This window comes from Colwellia sp. RE-S-Sl-9 (assembly GCF_048296855.1).
Lineage (GTDB): Bacteria > Pseudomonadota > Gammaproteobacteria > Enterobacterales > Alteromonadaceae > Pseudocolwellia.
In genome coordinates this window covers 1,954,480-1,975,737 of sequence record NZ_CP182631.1, presented here as the reverse complement: position 1 = coordinate 1,975,737, position 21,258 = coordinate 1,954,480, and the positions used below count along the sequence as shown (strand labels likewise).

General features: G+C 35.9%; 16 protein-coding genes. 9 read left to right on the top strand and 7 right to left on the bottom strand.

Translation table 11 applies throughout. The annotated features are described in order from the left end of the window. Positions 1-2: 2 nt before the first annotated feature. Positions 3-2,453 (top strand): PilZ domain-containing protein, encoded by a 2,451-nt coding sequence (locus ACM9HF_RS08410; RefSeq protein WP_473617260.1) that lies wholly within the window; start codon positions 3-5, stop codon positions 2,451-2,453. A gap of 50 nt (positions 2,454-2,503) precedes the next feature. Here ACM9HF_RS08410 and serB read toward each other — a convergent pair whose 3' ends face one another. Next, positions 2,504-3,571, bottom strand: a complete 1,068-nt coding sequence (gene serB / locus ACM9HF_RS08405) for a phosphoserine phosphatase SerB (protein WP_473617257.1) — start codon at positions 3,569-3,571, stop codon at positions 2,504-2,506. A gap of 192 nt (positions 3,572-3,763) precedes the next feature. Between serB and ACM9HF_RS08400 the strand changes: the two genes are divergently transcribed. Then, complete coding sequence (locus tag ACM9HF_RS08400; RefSeq protein WP_473617253.1) at positions 3,764-4,372, top strand: AhpA/YtjB family protein; 609 nt, start codon at positions 3,764-3,766, stop codon at positions 4,370-4,372. Here ACM9HF_RS08400 and ACM9HF_RS08395 read toward each other — a convergent pair. From ACM9HF_RS08395 to ACM9HF_RS08375, 5 genes are all read right to left on the bottom strand, one after another. After that, complete coding sequence (locus ACM9HF_RS08395) at positions 4,325-5,206, bottom strand: TatD family hydrolase (protein ID WP_473617249.1); 882 nt, start codon at positions 5,204-5,206, stop codon at positions 4,325-4,327. The genes ACM9HF_RS08400 and ACM9HF_RS08395 overlap by 48 nt on opposite strands. Before the next feature lie 17 nt (positions 5,207-5,223). After that, complete coding sequence (locus ACM9HF_RS08390; protein ID WP_473617245.1) at positions 5,224-6,339, bottom strand: HDOD domain-containing protein; 1,116 nt, start codon at positions 6,337-6,339, stop codon at positions 5,224-5,226. A gap of 23 nt (positions 6,340-6,362) precedes the next feature. After that, positions 6,363-8,132, bottom strand: coding sequence for an arginine--tRNA ligase (argS, locus tag ACM9HF_RS08385; protein WP_473617241.1), 1,770 nt, complete (start codon positions 8,130-8,132; stop codon positions 6,363-6,365). Between the two features lie 219 nt (positions 8,133-8,351). After that, on the bottom strand, positions 8,352-9,932 hold the full coding sequence (prfC, locus tag ACM9HF_RS08380) for a peptide chain release factor 3 (protein WP_473617238.1): 1,581 nt from the start codon (positions 9,930-9,932) through the stop codon (positions 8,352-8,354). A gap of 190 nt (positions 9,933-10,122) precedes the next feature. After that, complete coding sequence (locus ACM9HF_RS08375) at positions 10,123-12,654, bottom strand: glycoside hydrolase family 2 TIM barrel-domain containing protein (RefSeq protein ID WP_473617235.1); 2,532 nt, start codon at positions 12,652-12,654, stop codon at positions 10,123-10,125. 309 nt (positions 12,655-12,963) lie between these two features. Here ACM9HF_RS08375 and napF point away from each other — a divergent pair, with 309 nt between their 5' ends. From napF to ACM9HF_RS08345, 6 genes are read left to right on the top strand one after another with little or no spacing between them, the layout of a single operon-like run. Continuing rightward, complete coding sequence (gene napF, locus ACM9HF_RS08370) at positions 12,964-13,491, top strand: ferredoxin-type protein NapF (protein WP_473617232.1); 528 nt, start codon at positions 12,964-12,966, stop codon at positions 13,489-13,491. Next, the gene (locus ACM9HF_RS08365; protein WP_473617229.1) at positions 13,478-13,615 is read left to right on the top strand and encodes a TIGR02808 family protein; all 138 of its coding nucleotides are present in this window, start codon (positions 13,478-13,480) and stop codon (positions 13,613-13,615) included. Before napF ends, ACM9HF_RS08365 begins: the two co-directional genes overlap by 14 nt. Before the next feature lie 60 nt (positions 13,616-13,675). Next, the gene (locus tag ACM9HF_RS08360) at positions 13,676-13,975 is read left to right on the top strand and encodes a chaperone NapD (RefSeq protein ID WP_076420502.1); all 300 of its coding nucleotides are present in this window, start codon (positions 13,676-13,678) and stop codon (positions 13,973-13,975) included. Next, the gene (gene napA / locus ACM9HF_RS08355) at positions 13,972-16,461 is read left to right on the top strand and encodes a nitrate reductase catalytic subunit NapA (RefSeq protein ID WP_473617223.1); all 2,490 of its coding nucleotides are present in this window, start codon (positions 13,972-13,974) and stop codon (positions 16,459-16,461) included. Before ACM9HF_RS08360 ends, napA begins: the two co-directional genes overlap by 4 nt. A gap of 33 nt (positions 16,462-16,494) precedes the next feature. Next, complete coding sequence (locus ACM9HF_RS08350) at positions 16,495-16,953, top strand: nitrate reductase cytochrome c-type subunit (RefSeq protein ID WP_077339569.1); 459 nt, start codon at positions 16,495-16,497, stop codon at positions 16,951-16,953. A 21-nt stretch (positions 16,954-16,974) separates the two neighbouring features. After that, on the top strand, positions 16,975-17,565 hold the full coding sequence (locus tag ACM9HF_RS08345) for a NapC/NirT family cytochrome c (protein ID WP_077339570.1): 591 nt from the start codon (positions 16,975-16,977) through the stop codon (positions 17,563-17,565). A 93-nt stretch (positions 17,566-17,658) separates the two neighbouring features. On the opposite strand, the gene mnmC is transcribed toward ACM9HF_RS08345, so the two are convergent. Continuing rightward, positions 17,659-19,704: a bifunctional tRNA (5-methylaminomethyl-2-thiouridine)(34)-methyltransferase MnmC2/FAD-dependent 5-carboxymethylaminomethyl-2-thiouridine(34) oxidoreductase MnmC1 gene (mnmC, locus tag ACM9HF_RS08340; RefSeq protein WP_473617215.1), complete on the bottom strand. Its 2,046-nt coding sequence runs from the start codon at positions 19,702-19,704 to the stop codon at positions 17,659-17,661. A gap of 176 nt (positions 19,705-19,880) precedes the next feature. Here mnmC and fabB point away from each other — a divergent pair, with 176 nt between their 5' ends. Further along, complete coding sequence (gene fabB / locus ACM9HF_RS08335) at positions 19,881-21,092, top strand: beta-ketoacyl-ACP synthase I (RefSeq protein WP_077339572.1); 1,212 nt, start codon at positions 19,881-19,883, stop codon at positions 21,090-21,092. Positions 21,093-21,258: the final 166 nt, after the last annotated feature.

The following is a 21,258-nucleotide window of genomic DNA, read 5'->3' as shown; positions in this document are numbered from 1 at the left end:
GAATGACTAATAATCTTGCTAAGTACCAAAAAATAATTGATGAGTTTCGTGGTCAAGTTCTAAATAAGGATTTTGAGACTAAATTTACTGCGAAAGTATCTCATCTTCCAAAAACTGAACGTTTCCTCTTAAAAATGGAATTAAAACGTTTGGCTGGCCCATGTACTCGATTAGTTGATTTACGAGGTCATGTTGATGGTGAGTGTAAAGTCTATGAAAACGAAGGTCGATCTCATTTTTTAGATGATATTGCCATTAAAGTTTTTGAAGAAAACCTAGCATTTTATGGAAAGTATACATTTGGTGTTTATGAAGCGGTAACCAATACAGAAAATAATTTTAGAGTTATATACCAAAAAGAGAAAGCGGGTATTAAAGCCCTTCAAATTAATAAAAAGCCTGCTCAAAAAGTGTTTGAAAAAACACAATACCCTGCACAATTATTTAAATTCGGCGATTATTTGAATCGCAAAGAAGAAAGAATGAACTTCTCAATTGTGCTATCAGTTACTTTAGATGGTAAAGCAATTAAGTGTAATAGCTCTGATATTAGCGTTAATGGTTGTAAGTTTAGGATCCCTAGCATTGAAAAACTTATCACAGGTAAAATAATTGCCATACGCTTTTTAGGCTTAGAAGAAGAATTTGAGTTTGGCTCAAATGATGTTTTTGAATATGAAGTAAAGAATATACAATTAATTGATAATATTCAGCTTGTTGGTGTGAAACGTGTTTACCCAAATGAAAATTTTAGAGACGGTTTTAAACAGTTTTTAGAAGGTTTTATACAAGGTAACAAAAGACGTTATAAAATTAATTTAGACAATACTATTAGTGCCTTACAAGCTCGTAACTTTGAACAATATGTTTTACCTAAGCTGAATGAATTACCTGTTTTTCTTGGAAAAGAAGAGGAAGGTTTTTTACCTAAATATGCTCTAACTTGCCCCAATAATCAGAATGTTTTCCAATATTGGCAAGATGAAGATAAGCATTCTACGCTTAACTTTTTACTCTCTGCTGAACGAATTCAGCGCTTAAAGAAAGTTGCTGTTATGGGTAATCATCTTTTGGTTTATAGCTTTATCCATAAAAGCCAAGATAAATACTACTTTTATACTGCTGATGAAATTCAGTTAAAAGCTGATTCAAGCTTTATGAGTCAATTTTTAGGTTTTGCCGCTAATAAATCTCATTTTGCTATTAGTACTTTATCAATTAAAGGAATTAATAAAGAAAAAGCGAATTCCTTTTTTACCTTGTCTGAATCTCTTGTTGCAAAAAATAAATATTTAAACTTACCTGTAAGTAATGAAAACTTAGCAAAAATTGATGCCTTATCTTGTTTAGTGGTTGTTAACGATATTACCGATGAATATTTAACCAAGACATACAGAGAATACAATTTTGATAATATTGAGCCATCTCGAATTAAAGCATTTGGTCATAAACGCTCCATTGCGCCTATCTATATAGAAGAATTGGGTATTCATTATAAAGACCACCGACAAGAAGCCCGATTTAAATATAGAACGTCTGTTGATGTAACATGCCAAAACCTTAAATGGCCAGCAAAGTCTCTCGATTTTTCGGCTTCAGGTCTTAAAATAGAATTTGAAAATGATGTAGCACTAAATAAAGGTGACATTGTTTATTTATCTTTTCCGGAATTACAAAAAGTTACCTCGGCATTTGATTTAAAAGCTTTGCCTTATGAAGTGGTTAGAGTTAATAAGAAAAAAACAATCATTAACCTTAGGGTTTATGTTGAAAAACATAAACATATTGGAAGAACTTTTTTTAAAGCCCTAATAGATAAAAACAAAGATAAATTAACGCCTGACGAATATGCTTTGATGGTGCCAAGTTTAGCTAAACCGCTTCGTAATATTTATAGTAGTGTACTTGATATTCCTAACTTAATTGTTCAAACAAGTGGTAGCCGATATAAAATTGAAGCGATTGCTAGTGGGCAAGCAAACGGAAAGTTACTATCATTTATGCGCCAAATAAGTGATAAAAAAAATACATATAATTTATACCCGTTATTAAATCATCTACACGCAACTAACGATTTAATGATTAGTCTTAAAAAGATGCATGCTTCAGATACGCCTATTACTACTATATTGTATGTTGCAATAAAACCGGGTGTAGAGCTTGTTGAAAACTCAGTCATCACAAAACTATCTACTGATTTAGGTACAATTAAATTACAAGATATGTTTATAAAAAATGCTTTAAAAACAGGTGACTTTTTATGTTTACAATTAAAGTTATCTAGAACTGATGCACCTGATATGGAATATTTAAGCCCTGAACTGGGTTACATTAGTTCTTATGCGATACATAGAGGCAAGCAAATAGAGCAAAATATATGGAATGTTTCAGGGGTGGTTCAAATTGTAGACATTACGAAAGAAACACTGTTAAGAGTTAAGCTTGGAGTGTAAGTATTTAACACATTGATAAGGAATATCAATGTGTTAAATTGTTCATTTATTTATGCTAGCCAATGAATCATACAGTCTAAGCCAGATGTATTAATTGCGGTATCGGCTTTTGCTTTTACGATTGACTTAGCATGAAATGCTACACCTAAGTTAGCTGCTTCCATCATAACTAAATCGTTAGCACCATCACCCATAGCAACAGTTTGTTGATGAGGAATGTTATACTCGTCACTTAATTTTAATAAGCAATCAGCTTTCACTTGTGCGTCGACTACATTTCCAAGTACTTTACCGGTAAGTTTTCCATCAATAATTTCTAATGTATTTGCGTAAGCCGCATCTAATGACAACATGTCTTTTAAGTGATCTGCAAAATAAGTAAAACCACCAGAGGCTATTGCTACACGCCATTGGTGCTTTTTCAATTCAGCAATTAATGTTTCTAAGCCTTCCATTAACGGAATATTTTTAGCTACGTCGGCAAGTATTTGTTCTGAAGAATTTTCTAAAGTTGCTACACGCTGATATAGGCTTTCAGAAAAGTCTAATTTCCCTTGCATAGCTAGTTCTGTAACGGCTGATACTTGTTCACCTACGCCAGCTAATGTCGCTATTTCGTCAATACATTCAATTTTTATTGTGGTTGAATCCATGTCCATTACTAATAAGCCAGGAACGTTTAACTTAGGCGCATTAAATAAAATAGCGGCTTCTATGTTGTTATTTTCAGCAAAAGTAATCAGCTTTTGTCTAGATAGGCTTAGCTCAGCTGTTGTGATAGCAAAGCGATAACTTATTAGGTTATTTCTATGGTTAATAGCGGTTAATGCCGTTAATGAAATATCGCAAGTTTGTGTAAGTTGTGAAAGTAGGGCGAGAGAAATATCACTGAATACAACAAGCTCAATTCTTGAATTTACATTGGTTACTGTATTTATTTGTTGCGAATCTTCCTTAAGAGACTCCTCACATTGGCAGTTCGAATCTATAGTAAAGGTACTTGTTGATAAAACAACACTAAAAGGGAATAACTCTGGCGCTTGAGTGGGTAATATTACTTGTGAAAGTGGAAGTGTATTAATTTTTTCTAGAATAAAGTTGTGTACGTTATTAGTCACTTTAAAGCCTACTATGATTGAGGTAAGTTTATTTGTATATTTGAATACGATTAAGTTTAATTATTCAGCAGTTAATAACGCAATAATTAAACTTAATCGTACTCATCATTAAAAAGATGTTCTATAGATATTTTAAATACACCAAGAACCCTCTATAGTGTATCCATAGCAAAGCAAATATCATAGAGGATTATGGAAACATCTAATCTGCCTTTATACCCTAAATTATCATCTATTTATAATAAATTAATGCAATTAGCTATAGCGATTGTTTTGATTATTGTTTTACTTAATTTATGGGTAACAAGTAATTATCGTTCTGAAAAAGCGATACATGATCATTTTTATATTTTAGCGGAACAACATTTAGAGCAGGCTATTACTGGTGTTTTGTCTTTACAGCTTATTGATAATAATGACGAATTACAAAAATATGTCGATGGTGTAGCAGACGCTAAGTGGATTTATGATGCGCATATATATGATGAAACCGGAAAAACAATCGCGTCTTCACGTAATAGCGCTAGTATAAAAGATGTTTACGGTATTACCTTAAATAAAAGTAATAAAAGTGATGAGAATATTCCTTTTATCCAAGAGATTAGAACAGATAAACTTATTGGTTTTATGCGTATAACCGTGAAGAAAAACTATTTTACGGATGATTTAGATACCACGAGTTACGATAATCACGCCCTGTTACGTTTAATGATGATAATTGCAGTGTGTATTGGTTTTTTACTTACTCGAGGTTTAAATCGTTTTAGTCGCCAAGGTTTCAGACTCTCTGCTGAAAAATAAATTATCAATGTTTTTTTCAATGGCTTGAGCCATTTCATCGACACTTTCGGATCTTATTTCAGCTAAACATTTTACTATATTGATAAGTCGTAAGGGAGAATTGTCTTCTCCCTGATGGCCTTGTAATGGCATGCTTGGTGCGTCGGTTTCTAATAATAAACTTTCTAGTGGTAGCTTTTTAATCGCCTTAATTGTTTTCTGAGCACGCTCATAAGTAATAGTGCCACCCACTCCTAATTTAAAACCTAAGTCTATATAATTTTTCGCCTCTTGATAGCTGCCTGAAAAAGCATGAATTACCCCACCGGCTTTAGGCTGATGTTTTTTTAATAGTGTGGTAATAGTGTCGTGAGAGCGTCTATGATGCACTATTATCGGTAAGTTATATTGGTTACTTAACGAGAGTTGATGCTCAAAAAAGGCTATTTGTTTATCTAAGTTATTATGATTTTGTGCGATAACTTTATCGATGCCGGTTTCACCAATCGCAACTATCTTGTCTGAATGTTTCGCTACTTGCGAAGTAAGTTGTGCTAACGCGCTTTCATCTAAATCATTTAAAAACCATGGGTGAATGCCCAAGCATGGAAATAGCTGACATGATTTAGCGTGTGATTGTTGATTATTATTTTTGTTTGAAATGATTGAACAAGAGGGCGAGGAGATTGATTTATTATATGTTGATAGCTCTAAAACTTTCTGCCAATTTTTAGGGGCAATAGATGGCACAATTATTCGATGAATGCCTTGAAGATAGCACTGCTCTAAAAGTAAGATTAACTCATTTGTAAAGTTATCAAAATCTATATGGCAGTGGCTATCAGTTAATAGCATAACGTTCCCTTTAGTGTTTAACGTAATTTATTTGCTCTTTGTTTAATCTTATCTAGCACAGCTTCCATTTTATAATGTTTAATAAAAGCAGCATCAGGTTCGCGTTCTTTTAATAATGTATTCGCTAAATAAACGGCTTGCGCTACACCAAATGACGACTTTAATAATTTGTCAGGACTGCGGTGTAAAATAACCGCTTCAATTAATGAATAAGAAAAGCTCCATGTATGCAATAGGTATCCGCCTACATGACAATGATCTGTTCCAAAAACTTTGAATTCAAGAGGAGTGTTATCTTCTTTTGGGTTACGAAGTTGAAAAAACTTTTCTGTTAAATTAGGCTTTATTTCATAAAGTACGACTTTACCAATAGCGTGTAATAACCCAGCTATCATAGCTTGTTGTTTTAATTCAGGTTTCACAATAGAGGCTGCTAATTTAGCAGTAGCAAAGCTATGTAATTGCTCTTTTTCTAATGAAAAATTGGGAATATCTGGTGAATAAGTAAATAACTCTGCGGTCATTACTATACAACAAAGAGTATCAACACCCATTTTAGTAATAGCGTCATTGATACTGGTAATATTTTTACCTTTCGACATTAAGGAGCTATTAGCAAAATGTAATACTTTAGCTGTTAATCCTGGATCTTGAAGAATTATCTCGGCTATTTTTTGTGAGTCAGTCTTAGCATCTTTTAACGCATGGTTTAATTGCATATACACTTTAGGCGGGCTAGGTAATGTTTTTATACCTGCTACTGCTTTAATAATCAGATCTTTGGTAATGGCTTGACTATGTTGCTGACTTTGACTCAATTTAGTTTTTATAGCAGCTAAATTAAGTGGTTGAGTAAAATTAAAATGAGCATGTTGTGTGGTGTTATGTTCGTGATTAATGACTTGCACACGAACCATATGCGGAAAGCTGTTTGCTAAGGTTCTTAGTAATTCGTCACCATTTATTTTACCAAGTAAAGAGGGAGTAACTACTACATCAAACTTTGTTTGTTGTAGTAGTTTTTGCAAAATAGCTAAATTAGTAACATGAGTAATTTCATCTTTACTTGTATTAAATGCTGGTTTTATTACATCTAATACGTGTTGCTGTGTATCTATCAACAAGATTTTCATGAAGCGCCTTATAAGGTGATTTGCTACATTCTTTCCATAACTTCAATACCTAAAATATCTAATCCTTTATTTAGGGTTTTAGAGACGAGAGCACATAATGCTAAGCGAGATTTTTTCACTTCTTCACTGATATCGTCTTTAAGAATAGGGCAAGCTTCGTAAAAGCTCATGTATAAACTCGCTAACTCATATAAATAATTACAAAGTAAGTTAGGTGTACACTCAGAAATTACTGAGTCGATCACTTCTTCAAGTTGTAATAATTTCATCGCTAACGCTTTTTCTTGTAACTCTATAAGCTGTAATTGTGAGTAATCTAATTGTTCAGCTGAAATCCCAGCTTTAGTAAATATACTTTGAATACGAGAATACGCATATTGTAAATAAGGTGCTGTAGCGCCTTCAAAACTTAGCATGGTTTTCCAGTTAAAGATGTAATCGCTGGTTCTGTTTTTTGATAAGTCAGCAAACTTAACTGCGCCAATACCTACTTTTTCAGAAATTTCAGATAATAACTCATCGGAAAAATCAGGATTCTTTTCTTTAATTAAAGCGGATGCGCGTACTACGGCTTCATCAAGTAATTCAGCTAGTTTTATTGTACCGCCCGTACGGGTTTTAAATGGTTTTCCGTCGTCACCCATCATCATACCAAACGGGCAATGATCATAACCAACATGCTCAGGTAAAAAACCTGCTTTGCGTGCAACAATTTCTACTTGTTTAAAGTGAAGCGCTTGGCGAGCATCGGTAAATATAATAATGCGATCTGCTGCTAATTCACCGCTACGGTATCGACAGGCTGACAAATCAGTTGTTGCGTATAAGTAACCACCACCTGATTTTTGAACAATAAATACAGAAGGTTCGCCGTCTTTATTTGCCATCTCATCAATAAATACAACTTTAGCGCCTTGATCTTCAACAGCAATATTTTGAGCCATTAACTCATCAATAACTTTAGGAAGATCTGGGTTGTAAGCACTTTCGCCCATAATGTCGTCACGGGTAAGGGTTACATTTAATTTTTTATAAATGTCTTCACTGTGTGCGATAGATATATCGATAAATTGTTGCCAAAGTACAGCACAATCAGCATCGCCACCTTGCAGCTTAACAACGTAGTCGCGCGCTCTGTCAGCAAAACCATCTTCGTTATCAAATCTTACTTTTGCTTCACGGTAAAAGTTTTCTAAATCGGCAAGAGCGGTTTCAGCCACTTCATCAGAGGCTAGTTTGTCACTTAAATGAGCGAGTAACATACCAAATTGTGTACCCCAATCGCCCATGTGGTTTTGACGAATAACTTTGTCGCCACGAAACTCTAAAGCTCGTACAACCGCGTCACCAATAATGGTTGAACGTAAATGGCCTACGTGCATTTCTTTAGCAAGGTTTGGCGCTGAATAATCAACAACAACGGTTTGAGCTTTTTCGTTAGGTAGTGAACCACGTTGGGTTACACCTAAATTTATATCACTTGAACTATTAACTAATTGCTCACTTAACCATTTTTTATCTAAATGAATATTAATAAAGCCAGGGCCTGCTAATTCAATTTTTTCAGCAATACCTTTCGCCACTAATTCTGGCTCTAACACGGCTACAACTTGAGTCGCTAATTCGCGTGGATTAGTTTTTAGTTTTTTAGCTGCGCCCATTACACCATTTGCTTGGTAATCACCAAATTGTGGTTTAGTTGAAAGACTAATTGCAGGGTTAGTACCTTCAGGTAAACCTGCAGAAAGCATTGCAGTAGAAACGATGTCAGCAAGTAAGTTCTTAATATTCATTTTAATAAGCTCTGTTATTGTTGTTCGGTTTTATCTTTGTTTATATAAACAAACTTAAAACCATCACTGCTAAAAAACGCAGCTCGTAAATAATTTTATTTGGTTAAGTAGATAGTTTTTTATCAAAGCATTTTATTATTTTTATGAGGAGCTTAGTTTACTAAGTGACGAATAAAAATAATAAAATAATGCCGATAAAATACTATCTACAACACCAATTTAGTGTTCACGTGTCTTATGGAATACAATATCCGGCGCTCGCTCTTGCGCCAAACTCAAGTTAACCATAGTCGGAGCAATATAGGTTAAGTTATCGCCACCATCTAACGCTAAGTTGTCGTAAGCTTTCTTTTTAAACTGCTCTAACGTGCGTTCGTTATCACATGTACACCAACGAGCTGTTGCAACACTAATTGGCTCGTATATAGCCTCAACTTTGTACTCTGTGCGTAAACGTTGAACAACCACCTCAAATTGTAGTACACCTACAGCGCCTACAATTAAGTCGTTTGAATTTAATGGTCTAAATACTTGTACAGCACCTTCTTCAGAAAGCTGTATTAAGCCTTTTTGAAGTTGTTTCATTTTAAGCGGATCACGTAAGCGAATACGGCGGAACATTTCAGGTGCAAAGTTTGGAATACCGCTAAATTTCATGTCTTCACCAGCGGTAAAGGTATCACCTATTTGAATACTACCGTGGTTATGTAAACCGATAATATCGCCTGCGTAAGCTTCTTCAACGTTTGATCTGTCACCTGCCATAAAGGTTACCGCATCGGCAATTTTTACATCTTTGCCAATACGTACTTGTCTCATTTTCATGCCTTTTTCATATTTACCTGAGCAAATACGCATGAAGGCAATACGGTCACGATGTTTAGGGTCCATGTTGGCTTGTATTTTAAATACAAAGCCTGAGAATTTATCTTCTTCAGCTTTAACTTCACGAGTTGACGTTAAACGTGGTAAGGGTTTTGGTGCCCACTTGGTTAAACCATCTAGCATGTGGTCAACACCAAAGTTACCTAATGCTGTACCAAAAAATACAGGGGTTAGATCACCTTTTAAAAATTCTTCTAAATTAAATTCGTGCGATGCACCCTGAACAAGTTCAAGTTCTTCACGTAAATCATCAGCATAGTTACCAATTGCTTTATCAAGTTCAGGGTTATCTAAGCCTTTTATTACTCGTTTTTCTTGAATAGTATGACCTTGGCCCGTTTGATACAGAAAGGTTTCGTTAGTTAACAGGTTGTACACGCCCTTAAATTCTTTACCCATGCCAATTGGCCAAGTAATAGGCGCACACTTAATTTTTAATACGTCTTCAACTTCATCCATAACTTCCATAGGATCACGTACATCGCGGTCCATTTTGTTCATGAAGGTAATAATAGGTGTATCACGTAAGCGAGTAACTTCCATCAATTTAATGGTTCGGGCTTCAACACCTTTTGCAACATCAATTACCATTAAGCAAGAGTCTACTGCGGTTAATGTTCTATAGGTATCTTCCGAGAAATCTTCATGGCCGGGAGTATCAAGTAAATTAACTAGACATTTATTATAAGGAAACTGCATTACTGAGGTAGTAATTGAAATACCACGATCTTTTTCCATTTCCATCCAATCAGATTTTGCGTGTTGACCTGATTTTTTACCTTTTACGGTTCCCGCTTTTTGTAAAGCTTGACCAAAAAGTAATACTTTTTCAGTAATGGTTGTTTTACCCGCATCAGGATGAGAAATGATAGCGAAGGTACGACGTAAATCGACTTCCTGCTGTTGTACCGACATGCAAATTACCTATTGTTAGATATAAATGAAAATAGATGAAATTAAGAGCGCGATATTATAGCGAAAAGTCGGCCGAAGGGCAGTAACAATATGTCGGAAATGTGTGTTTTTTTAGAAGTTATCTAGAAGTGGATATAAATAAGTGAGAAAACAGGTTGGTTTTATATAAAACCAACCTGTTTTCTATGAGTTACTTTTGTAAGTTTAAACTAATTGATTGTGGCTTAAAGCCTTTAGCTGTAGCGGTAATCGTTACTCTATTTGCTACAGTATTTGATTGTACGATAGCAAGAGTTCGTCCTTTAGCTGTTACTATGCTTTTTAATTGAAAGTCTTGTATATTCTCAGGAACTCCAGAATCTACACCTAACCATCTAGCATCACCGTCAACACTAAAAGTGACTTTAGTATTATCGGTTTTTACTGGGCGGCCTTTTGAATCAATAAGCTGAACCACTAAATGTGCTAAATCGTAGCCATCTGCCGTTAATGTGGTTTTATCTGCTGTTAAAGTAAAACCTACTGCTCTTCCTGCGGTTTCAAGCTTGGCTGCAATTTCTTGGCCTTTAAAACCGGCTCTTGCTGTTAGCACACCTGATTGATATGGAACAACCCAGCGGAAAATTCTATCAGGCGATTCAGACATACTGCGGAACCCAAGTGATTCACCGTTGAGTAGTAGCTCAACAATAGAGTGATTTGAGGTCACTTCAACAAGTACAGGTTCGCCTTTCTTGTAATTCCAATGCATATTAGAATTACGCCATTTGTAACTTGCTTGATCTTTAGCTACAGCCAATCCTGATAGTGGTTCAGCTTCAAAACCTGATTCAGATAAAGGTAAAGTCCCTAATGAAATATGTGGTTCATTAACCCAAACACTTTTAAAGTAATTCCAACCTTGCACTTTAAAACCAGCTAAATTAAGCATGTCGCCCCAGCCACTTTTAGCTGGCCATTTTTTGTGTCTTTCGCCCATGTAGTCAATACCTGTCCACATAAATTGGCTAAATACACCAGGAAATTGCAGTACTTGTTTCCAATCATCCCAACTACCTGGATTTTCATTAATAGTCACTTGTTTGTCAGGAAAGTGAGTTTGTGCCCAAGGAATAACACTGTTGCGGTAACTGTATCCTGCGATATCTACTGCATCAGCATATCCACTTACATGACTTACTTGGGGTAAAATAAAGTTAGCTGTTGTAGGGCGCGTTGTATCAAGTTCTTTTACCCATTTATTTAACTTAACAGCAGTATCAGCAAGAACATGCTCACCTTTGGTAGATTCATCGTATCGTTTCTTTAGCTCTTTGGGTGTAAATTTAGGAGCGGATCCCCAAAAGCTGCCATCCATTTTCATTGGATCATCTAAGTCACTCCAAAATCCAGTAACGTAACGGTAATGTACATAAGTCCATTCAATTTCATTACCTATACTCCACATAAATACACTGGGGTGATTTCGATCACGAAGCATAGTACGTGTTAAGTCGCTTTTTGCCCATTGTTGAAAATGTTCAACGTAACCTTTGGTAATATTGTCATCGTGGCGTTCATGGTAGTTAAGACGTTTGTCTTTAGCGTAATCAAATTCATCAAAAAATTCGTTTTGAACTAATATGCCCATCTCATCACATAAGTCTAAAAATTCTTGAGAAAATGGGTTATGCGTTGTTCTTATTGCATTCAATCCAGCATCTTTTAGTGAGGCAAGGCGTCTACGCCATACTTCTTTTGGTACTGCCGCACCGACTAAGCCGCCGTCATGGTGTAAAGAAACACCTTTAACTAAAGTTGATTTTCCGTTAAGAAAAAAGCCTTTCTTAGGAATAAAAGCAATGCTACGAATACCAAATGGAGTTGTGTAGGTATCTACATTTTTACCTTCAATAGATAATGTTGTTACTGCAGAGTACATATTAGGTTTATCAATATCCCACAATTTAGGGTTATCAATAGTGAATTTGGCTGTATAGGTATCTTTTTTGTTTGATTTTAAGCGCTCTTTTTTCGTACTTGTAGCAACAATGTTACCTTTATTATCAATGATTTGAGTTGTTAATTGAAAACGATTTGTTGAGCTGTGTTTGTTCTCAACATCGATTTTTATATTCACTTTAGCTTGTTCGGCTGATACTTCAGGCGTTGTTACAAAAGTTCCCCAAATAGGAATATGTAATTTGTTGACGGTAACGAGTTTTACATTTCTATAAATACCGCTACCGGTATACCAGCGGCTATCACCATAACGTGAATGATCAACATGTACGGTTAATATATTGTCGCTACCGTTAGTCGTTAATTTATCACTTAAATCGAAGTTAATAGGAGAATAACCATAAGGGTTATGACCTAGCTTCTTACCGTTAAGCCAAAAAGTGGCATTGTTGTATACGCCATCAAACATCACAAAAACTTTTTCGTTAGCTAAATCAGCGGTTGTTTTAAAGTGCTTTTGATATATGCCAACTCCCCCTGGTAAATATCCTGTAGCGCCTTCTAACGATTCAGAGAAAGATGCTTCAACACTCCAATCGTGAGGTAAGCGCAAGTTACGCCATTCCTTATCATTAAGGGGTAACTTCTCAGGTAATTCAGTGGAGTCAACTAGGGTAAATTTCCAATTAAAATTGAAATCTACTTCCCGCGGAGGGGTCTCTGCTTTAGCGGTAAAGCCAAACATTATGCTTATTAGAATTAATGTGGTTATTACTCTCAAAATGTTGCTCCGAAATAGGTTCTTGTAGAAGTGATTAAATTGATGTTTTGTAATTTTGTTAACTCAATCTTGAAATATGTATGGTTAATTGTCAACAAAATGATGTTTATAAGTGAGTTTATGTATTTAAATATAAAATAGCTTTTCGTTTGTTAAATTTTGTATAAAAAGAATCTTTTTATACAAGCTAAACAAAGTTGACCTAAATCAACTTTATTTTAAAGGTAGTAATGTATTGTTCAGCTTATGTACCAAAGTTAAATATCTATAATCATGTAGATATGCGTAAGTCATTCTTTTAGGTGTGTAATGGTTGATCTCGCCAGACGAAATTTTTTTAATGTAACTAAAAAAAACAGTAAGCCAGCTATACGCTTACCTTATGTTATTAATGAAAAAGTTTTTACAGATAATTGCACTCAATGCGAGGAATGTATAAATGTTTGCCCAGAAAAAATTATTGTAAAAGGAGATGGTGGTTTTCCTGAAATTGACTTTAATAAAGGCGAGTGCACGTTTTGTAATAAATGTGTAGAAGCATGTAAAGAGCCTATTTTTACTCAAGTTGAAAGTGAAAAACCTTGGGATTTAGCGATTGAAATTAAGGCTAATTGTTTAGCAAAAAAACAAGTGTATTGCCTAAGTTGTCAAGATAACTGTGAAACCGAAGCTATTTCATTTACTTATATTAATCAGTCAACTCCTCAACCTCAAATTTCTTTAGATAGCTGTAATGGCTGTGGAGCATGTGTTGCTGTATGTCCACAAACGGCTATTGAATTATCACCCAAAAATGAATTTTTAAACACAATTGGAGAAGCTTATGAGCGCTCTTGAATCTTTAATTTGGAATATTTTAGGTTATTCATCTATGCCTATTATTTTCTTGATGGGTTTTATTGCAACGGCTGGTGTATCAATGCTGGCGTTAAAAATTATCGGTGCAAAACCACTAAAATAAACAATTATCTTGTATTTTTTGTGTAAGCGAAAATACAAATAAAAATAAGGATCGAATATTTTGATCAATTTATTAGAAGAAACTCCAGTAAATATAGCAGGAGTTATGTTTGTAGCTCATCCCTCTAAAGTATCTGCTGTTGCAAAGGAATTGGGTCAGTTTCCTGGAGCAGAGGTACATGTAACCGGTAATACCGGCAACATGGTTGTTACGATCGAGGAAGTTATCACTAATCCTAAAAAGAGTAAATTAATAGACATTATTACAGACATGGGATTAGTGAATGGTGTTATTTCTTCTTCTTTAATTTTTCATCATAACGATGCCGGATTGCCACAACACCAAGAGGTAAAATCATGAAAGTAACAAGAAGAGACTTTATTAAAGCAAATGCTATTGCTGCAACTGCTGTTGCTGCCGGTGTGGCAATACCAAGTTCAGCATCAAACCTTATGACTAAATCGTCAGATACCACAATCAAATGGGATAAAGCTCCCTGTCGTTTTTGTGGAACAGGTTGTAGCGTTTTAGTAGGAACTCAAGAAGGCAAAGTGGTTGCTACGCAAGGTGATCCTGAAGCCGAAGTGAATAAAGGCCTAAACTGTATTAAAGGCTATTTTTTATCAAAAATTATGTACGGTAAAGATCGCCTAACTCAGCCATTGTTAAGAATGACAAATGGTAAATACGACAAAGAAGGTGATTTTGCTCCAGTAAGCTGGGATAAAGCTTTTGATGTAATGGCTGAAAAATTTAAAGCGGCTATTAAAAAGAAAGGCCCAACGTCTGTAGGTATGTTTGGTTCTGGTCAGTGGACTGTTTGGGAAGGGTATGCCGCGTCAAAATTAATGAAAGCGGGTTTTCTTAGCAATAATATTGACCCAAATGCACGTCACTGTATGGCATCTGCAGTAGGTGGATTTATGCGTACCTTTGGTATGGATGAGCCTATGGGATGTTACGATGATCTAGAGAATGCCGATGCTTTTGTGCTTTGGGGTTCAAATATGGCCGAAATGCATCCTATTTTATGGTCACGTTTAACAGATCGTCGATTAAGCGCACCACACGTAAAAGTCAATGTATTATCAACATACAAGCACCGTAGTTTTGAACTTGCAGATAACGGTATGGTGTTCATACCTCAAACAGATCTAGCCATCTTAAACTTTATTGCAAATTACATTATTCAAAATGATGCTGTTGATAAAGAGTTTTTAAAGAAACATGTAAACATTCGTGAAGGTGTCACTGATATCGGTTATGGATTACGCCCAACTCATCCTTTAGAAAAGTCAGCTAAAAATGCGGGCAGTGGTGCTTCAATGCCAATGAGCTTTGAAGAGTACGCTAAGTTTGTTAGTACATATAGTGTTGAATATACGTCTAAAATATCAGGTGTTCCTGAAGCTAATTTACTTGAAATGGCTAAGCTATATGCTGACCCTAAAGTGAAAGTTACATCATTTTGGACGATGGGATTTAACCAACATACCCGAGGTGTTTGGGCAAATAACTTAATTTACAACATCCATTTATTAACAGGAAAAATATCTGAACCGGGTAACAGTCCGTTTTCTTTAACTGGGCAGCCTTCTGCTTGTGGAACAGCGCGAGAAGTTGGAACGTTTTCACACAGATTACCCGCTGATCTTGTGGTAAATAATCCTAAACATAGAGCCATAGCGGAAAAAATTTGGAAACTACCCGAAGGTACTATTCCTCCTAAACCTGGCTACCATGCGGTATTACAAAACCGTATGTTAAAAGACGGTAAGCTGAATGCGTATTGGGTAATGTGTAATAACAATATGCAAGCGGCGGCCAATATAACAGAAGAGGCATTTCCGGGTTACCGCAATCCTGAAAACTTTATTGTGGTTTCTGATCCTTACCCAACGGTTACAGCACAAGCGGCAGATTTAATTTTACCTACAGCTATGTGGGTTGAAAAAGAAGGCGCTTACGGCAATGCGGAACGTCGTACTCAGTTTTGGCATCAGCAAGTTAAAGCACCGGGCGATGCTCGCTCAGACTTATGGCAATTAGTTGAATTTTCAAAACGCTTTAAAGTGGAAGAAGTATGGCCAGAAGAGTTAATTGCAAAAATGCCATCAGTACGCGGAAAAACATTATTTGATGTTTTATATGCTAATGGCAATGTGAATAAATTTCCGATGAGTGAATCTAAAGGCGATTTAAACTTTGAGGGTGATGAATTTGGTTTTTATATCCAAAAAGGCTTATTTGAAGAGTATGCCGAATTTGGTCGAGGTCATGGACATGATTTAGCTCCTTTTGACCGTTACCATGAGGAGCGCGGTTTAAGGTGGCCTGTTGTTGATGGTAAAGAAACTAAATGGCGTTACAGAGAAGGGCACGATCCTTATGTAGAAAAAGGAAGTGAAGTTCAGTTTTATGGTAAGTCTGACAAAAAAGCGATTATTTTTGCCTTACCTTATGAACCTGCAGCTGAATCACCAGATGAGGAGTTTGATCTTTGGTTAAGTACCGGGCGTGTTTTAGAGCATTGGCATTCAGGTTCTATGACAAATCGTGTACCTGAATTACATAAAGCCTTTCCTGATGCTGTGTTATTTATTCATCCAGACGATGCGAAAGAACGCGGTTTACGCCGAGGAGATCAAGTACTGATTGAATCTCGACGTGGAGAAGTTAAATCGCGTGTTGAAACGCGAGGAAGAAATAGACCACCAAAAGGGCTTGTTTTTATGCCTTGGTTTGATGCAAAGCAGCTTGTAAATAAGTTAACCCTTGATGCCACCGATCCTTTGTCAAAACAAACGGATTACAAAAAGTGTGCAGTAAAAGTTAGCAAGGTTTAAATTAAACTTACACCAATTAAGGTGGAGGAAAACATGAAATTATTAATAATTATCGTCACCATACTAGGTCTTTCTTTTGCTGTTTTATCTCAGGAGAAAGTAACCGTAAATACAGGTTCTTTAGATACGATTAGAGGCGCAGCTAGCTTAGACGAAACACGTAAAGCAGATCCGTTTAAACGTGTGATAAAAGACAAAAATCCAATAGCACGTAATTATGTGCATCAACCACCTGTTATTCCACATCAAACACGTGGGTATCGTATAGATTTAAACAGTAACAAGTGTTTAACATGTCATGGTTGGAAATATGCAGCAGAAACAGGAGCAACCAAAGTAAGTTTAACTCACTTTGAAACTCGTGATGGCAAGGTACTCAGTGATGTATCGCCTCGTCGTTACTTTTGCTCTCAATGTCATGTTACGCAAGCAGACGTTAGACCTTTAGTTGAAAATACTTTTAAACCCGTTGAGTCATTAACCAACAATTAATTACGGAATGTAGGAGGTCATATGTCTCAACAATCAAAATTTAAACAAATATGGCAGTATTTGAAATCTCCAAGTAGTGCCGCTTTATGGGTTATCTTAGCGCTTGGTTTTGCAGGTGGTGTCATTTTTTGGGGGGGATTTAACACCGCCTTAGAAATAACTAACACTGAAGAGTTTTGTATCAGTTGTCATGAAATGGAAGACAACGTATACGAAGAGTACAAAGAAACTATTCATTATGCTAACCGTTCGGGTGTTCGTGCTACTTGCCCAGATTGTCATGTTCCTAAAAAATGGACACATAAAATTGTACGTAAAATTGCCGCCAGTAAAGAAGTATGGGGTATGTTAACGGGTATGATTGATACACGAGAGAAATTTACAGAACACCGTAGAGCACTAGCAGAGCGTGAATGGAAGCGCATGAAAGATAACGACTCGCTTGAGTGTCGTAACTGCCATAACTTTGAATACATGGACTTTTCAGAGCAAGGAAATCGCAGTGTTAAAATGCATTCTGACGCGCTAGCTTCAGGTGAAAAAACGTGTATTGATTGCCACAAAGGTATTGCACATCAACTACCTGATATGAAAGGCGTTGAAAACTGGTAAGCATTTATTTTTTATACAATACATGCAAAAAAAATAAAGCATCGATAGTATTTAATACTGCCGATGCTTTTTTATTTCTTCGAGTTAATGGACTTATATTTTTCGTTTAATTAAATCTCTTATCACAAAACGATTCGGTGACAGATTAAATAACATTTTACTATCTATAGGGTAAGGTGTTCCGCAAATATCTGCGGCTAAAATTTCAGCTGCAAGTGGTGCGCTACATAAACCTCTAGCACCTAAGCCCGTTAACACATATAAATTATTGATAGTAGGAGCGGCCTGATAAAACTTCCAATTCTTGTCTTTACGTAAATGGGCATAAGTTGCTGTATGCGCTTCAATATTTGGCATGGCGCCTACCATAGGTAAGTGATCTGGTGTCATACATCTTAACCTTGCTTTTGCTGACGCTACGTCGTTTATGCTCCAGTTAGTTAATTCAGGTAAACATTGGTTTAACATGCTGAGGTTATATTCATCGCCTTGCTGATTTGCTGTAATATCAAAGCTATTTTTATCAAAGGTTGCGCCGATACAATGAATATTTTTATGTGCAGGGGTTAAGTAACCTTTATGGCAAATAACCGTTGAAAGTTTACCAATACTATTATCGGTTTTCATACTTGTTATTTGTCCTCTAACTGAAGTTAAAGGTAGCTGGTTAATGGTGTTCATGTGAATAGAGTCAGCGCCACCGCATACAATAACAATACTTTCTTTCAGCTGTTTTTTAACACTACCCTTATCAGTATTGAGTATCCATGACTGATCCGCCTTTTGTGTTAACGACTCAACTTTTATACTATTTTCTACTCTTAACCTGTTGGTCGATTTAGCTGCATTTAGTAAAGCTGATACCAACTCTTGTGGGGCAATCCAACCGGCTGATGGCATAAATAAACCACCATGCTGTAAAGGTAAGTTACTTAGTTGACTTGCTTGTTCAGCAGTAACTGAATGAATGAGTGTTTTAGGCCACGCTTGTATTTCTTCAAATAAAGTTTGGCGTTTTTTAAGGGCGTCTTTGTAAGATATTTCTAATAATCCACACCATTGATGTGAAAAATGAAAACCTTGCTTTAATAATGAATGATATAAATGTAGAGCACGCCAATATGCGGTTTCGTAAAATTCGCTAATATCATCTCGTTGCTGATGCAGTAGAGGAAACAGTGCTCCTATAGCATTACTTGATGCACCTTGGGCAACCGTATTGTCTTTACAATATAAGGTTACTTTTACACCTTGTGTTGTTAAATAATAAGCTGCACATGCTGAAGCAATGCCACCACCTATAATAGCAACGTGTTGTGGTTTAGTAATGCGAGGGCGTGATTGATAACCTTTTCCTATCAATTTTGTTTGTTGGTAAACCGCGCGTAATACTTCTTTTTTGAGTCCTGACGTTTCTATTTTTTGTAATCGAAACCCCACATCTATTAGCTGGCGTCTAACAAAACCAGCAATAGTAAAAGTAGATAATGTCGATTGTTCCTTGGCTAAGCGAGCAACTTGTTCAAATAACTCAAGGCTCCACATTTCTGTATTTTTTCTTGGTGAAAAACCATCTAAATACCAAGCGTCTACTAAGCCTTGTTTTGGCGATTTTAACGCTGTATAAGTTTCGGTAGCGTCACCTAAATAAAGAGATAAAGATACACTTCCATCATAGAAGCTAAATGATAGTAACTTGTTTGTTACTGTTTCAATATCATCAGGATATTGCTCAAGAAAAGGTTGGTAAAACTCAGCAAGATCAGGAAATAACTGGAGTGACTGAGTGAGTTGGTTTTTGCTTAATGGAAATTTTTCAACACTAATAAAATGAAGTTTATGTGTGTTTTTTTCTTCAGTTTTTTTATTTTCAGTGCTTAGAACATCTGAATAAGTAGATAAAACGCTTTCTTTATAAGCTTCTAACGTTAATAAAAAATTTAATCCTGTGCCGAAGCCGGTTTCAGCAATAGTAAATAAACTATCATTATTTTTTAGTCGTTCTACAATATTATTAGCTTGTATAAAAACGGTTTTACTTTGGTCGCAACCGGTTTTACTATCAAAATAAATGTCGTCAAAATGAGTGGAGTAAGGCGCGCCATTATCTTGAAATATAAGAGAAGTTTTTGAGCTCACTAGGTATAAAATCTTATGTTAGTAAATGAACAGTTCAACAACATTTTATCTTTTTTAAAATGTAATTGATATTGAATTGAAGAAATCAGTGTACAGGTGTACACTGAGCAGACCAGATGGCGGGTAATTATCTGTATGATATGCTCGAATTTTTAAATTTTTGAATGGTTATATAAATGAAACGTGTAGTAATCACTGGATTAGGCATTGTGTCAAGCATTGGCAACAATAGCGAAGAAGTTTTAGCGTCTTTAAAAACAGGGCGTTCAGGTATCTCTCGTTCAGAGAGTTTTGCTGAAGTAGGTTTACGCAGCCAAGTTTGGGGCATGCCAACCATTAACGTTGCTGAACATATTGATCGTAAAGCTATGCGCTTTATGGGTGATGCAGCAGGTTATTCTTATATTGCTATGCAGCAAGCTATTGACGACGCAAAATTAACACCTGAGCAAGTATCTAACTTTCGTACAGGTATCGTAGCTGGTTCTGGTGGTGCATCATCAGAAAACGTTGTTAAAAGTGCTGATGTTTTACGTGAAAAAGGCGTAAAACGTGTTGGCCCTTATGCTGTACCTAAAACAATGTCGAGTACGGTTTCAGCTTGTTTAGCAACACCATTTAAAATTTTAGGTGTTAACTATTCAATGAGTTCAGCTTGTGCAACAAGTTCTCATTGTATTGGTCATGCTGCTGAGCTTATTCAACTAGGCAAACAAGATATTGTATTTGCTGGCGGTGGTGAAGAAGTTCATTGGTCATTAGCTATGATGTTTGACGGCATGGGCGCATTATCATCTAAATATAACGATGCTCCTGAAACGGCTTCTCGTACTTACGATGCAGACCGCGATGGTTTTGTTATTTCTGGTGGCGGCGGTATGTTAGTTGTTGAAGAACTTGAACATGCATTAGCACGTGGCGCGCATATTTATGCTGAAATTGTTGGTTACGGTGCAACATCAGACGGTTACGATATGGTAGCTCCAAGTGGTGAAGGCGCTATACGTTGTATGCAACAAGCAATGCAGGGCGTAGAAGGTAAAGTAGATTACTTAAACACCCACGGTACTTCAACACCAGTAGGTGATGTTAAAGAGCTTGGCGCTATTCAAGAAGTATTTGGTAAAGATTCTCCAGCTATTTCAGCAACAAAAGCAATGACAGGGCATGCACTAGGTGCAGCTGGTGTTCATGAAGCTATCTATACTCTATTAATGATGGAAAACAACTTTGTTGCTCCTTCAATTAACGTCAATACATTAGACGAAAAAGCTGAAGGTTTAGATATTGTTACTGAAGCTCGTGATGCTGAAATTAACCTTGCTATGTCGAATAGCTTTGGTTTTGGCGGAACTAATGCAACATTAGTGATGCAAAAATATAAATAACCTTGATTGAACGCAACATCGTTCAGAAAGTTAAGGTGTAATAACATACGCTAGTTACAAATAAACAAGTGTAATAGTAATTAAATTTAAAACCACTAAAGATAGCTTTAGTGGTTTTTTGTTTTGTAGGGTAAAATAGTGTTATTACACTAAAATATTCCATTTT

Coding starts and splice junctions, on each gene's coding strand:
- ACM9HF_RS08400 (WP_473617253.1), top strand. CDS start 3,764: ATGGAAACATCTAATCTGCCTTTATACCCTAAATTATCATCTATTTAT.
- ACM9HF_RS08365 (WP_473617229.1), top strand. CDS start 13,478: ATGAGCGCTCTTGAATCTTTAATTTGGAATATTTTAGGTTATTCATCT.
- fabB (WP_077339572.1), top strand. CDS start 19,881: ATGAAACGTGTAGTAATCACTGGATTAGGCATTGTGTCAAGCATTGGC.
- argS (WP_473617241.1), bottom strand. CDS start 8,132: ATGAATATTAAGAACTTACTTGCTGACATCGTTTCTACTGCAATGCTT.
- napF (WP_473617232.1), top strand. CDS start 12,964: ATGGTTGATCTCGCCAGACGAAATTTTTTTAATGTAACTAAAAAAAAC.
- ACM9HF_RS08410 (WP_473617260.1), top strand. CDS start 3: ATGACTAATAATCTTGCTAAGTACCAAAAAATAATTGATGAGTTTCGT.
- ACM9HF_RS08350 (WP_077339569.1), top strand. CDS start 16,495: ATGAAATTATTAATAATTATCGTCACCATACTAGGTCTTTCTTTTGCT.
- ACM9HF_RS08395 (WP_473617249.1), bottom strand. CDS start 5,206: ATGCTATTAACTGATAGCCACTGCCATATAGATTTTGATAACTTTACA.
- ACM9HF_RS08390 (WP_473617245.1), bottom strand. CDS start 6,339: ATGAAAATCTTGTTGATAGATACACAGCAACACGTATTAGATGTAATA.
- ACM9HF_RS08345 (WP_077339570.1), top strand. CDS start 16,975: ATGTCTCAACAATCAAAATTTAAACAAATATGGCAGTATTTGAAATCT.
- prfC (WP_473617238.1), bottom strand. CDS start 9,932: ATGTCGGTACAACAGCAGGAAGTCGATTTACGTCGTACCTTCGCTATC.
- napA (WP_473617223.1), top strand. CDS start 13,972: ATGAAAGTAACAAGAAGAGACTTTATTAAAGCAAATGCTATTGCTGCA.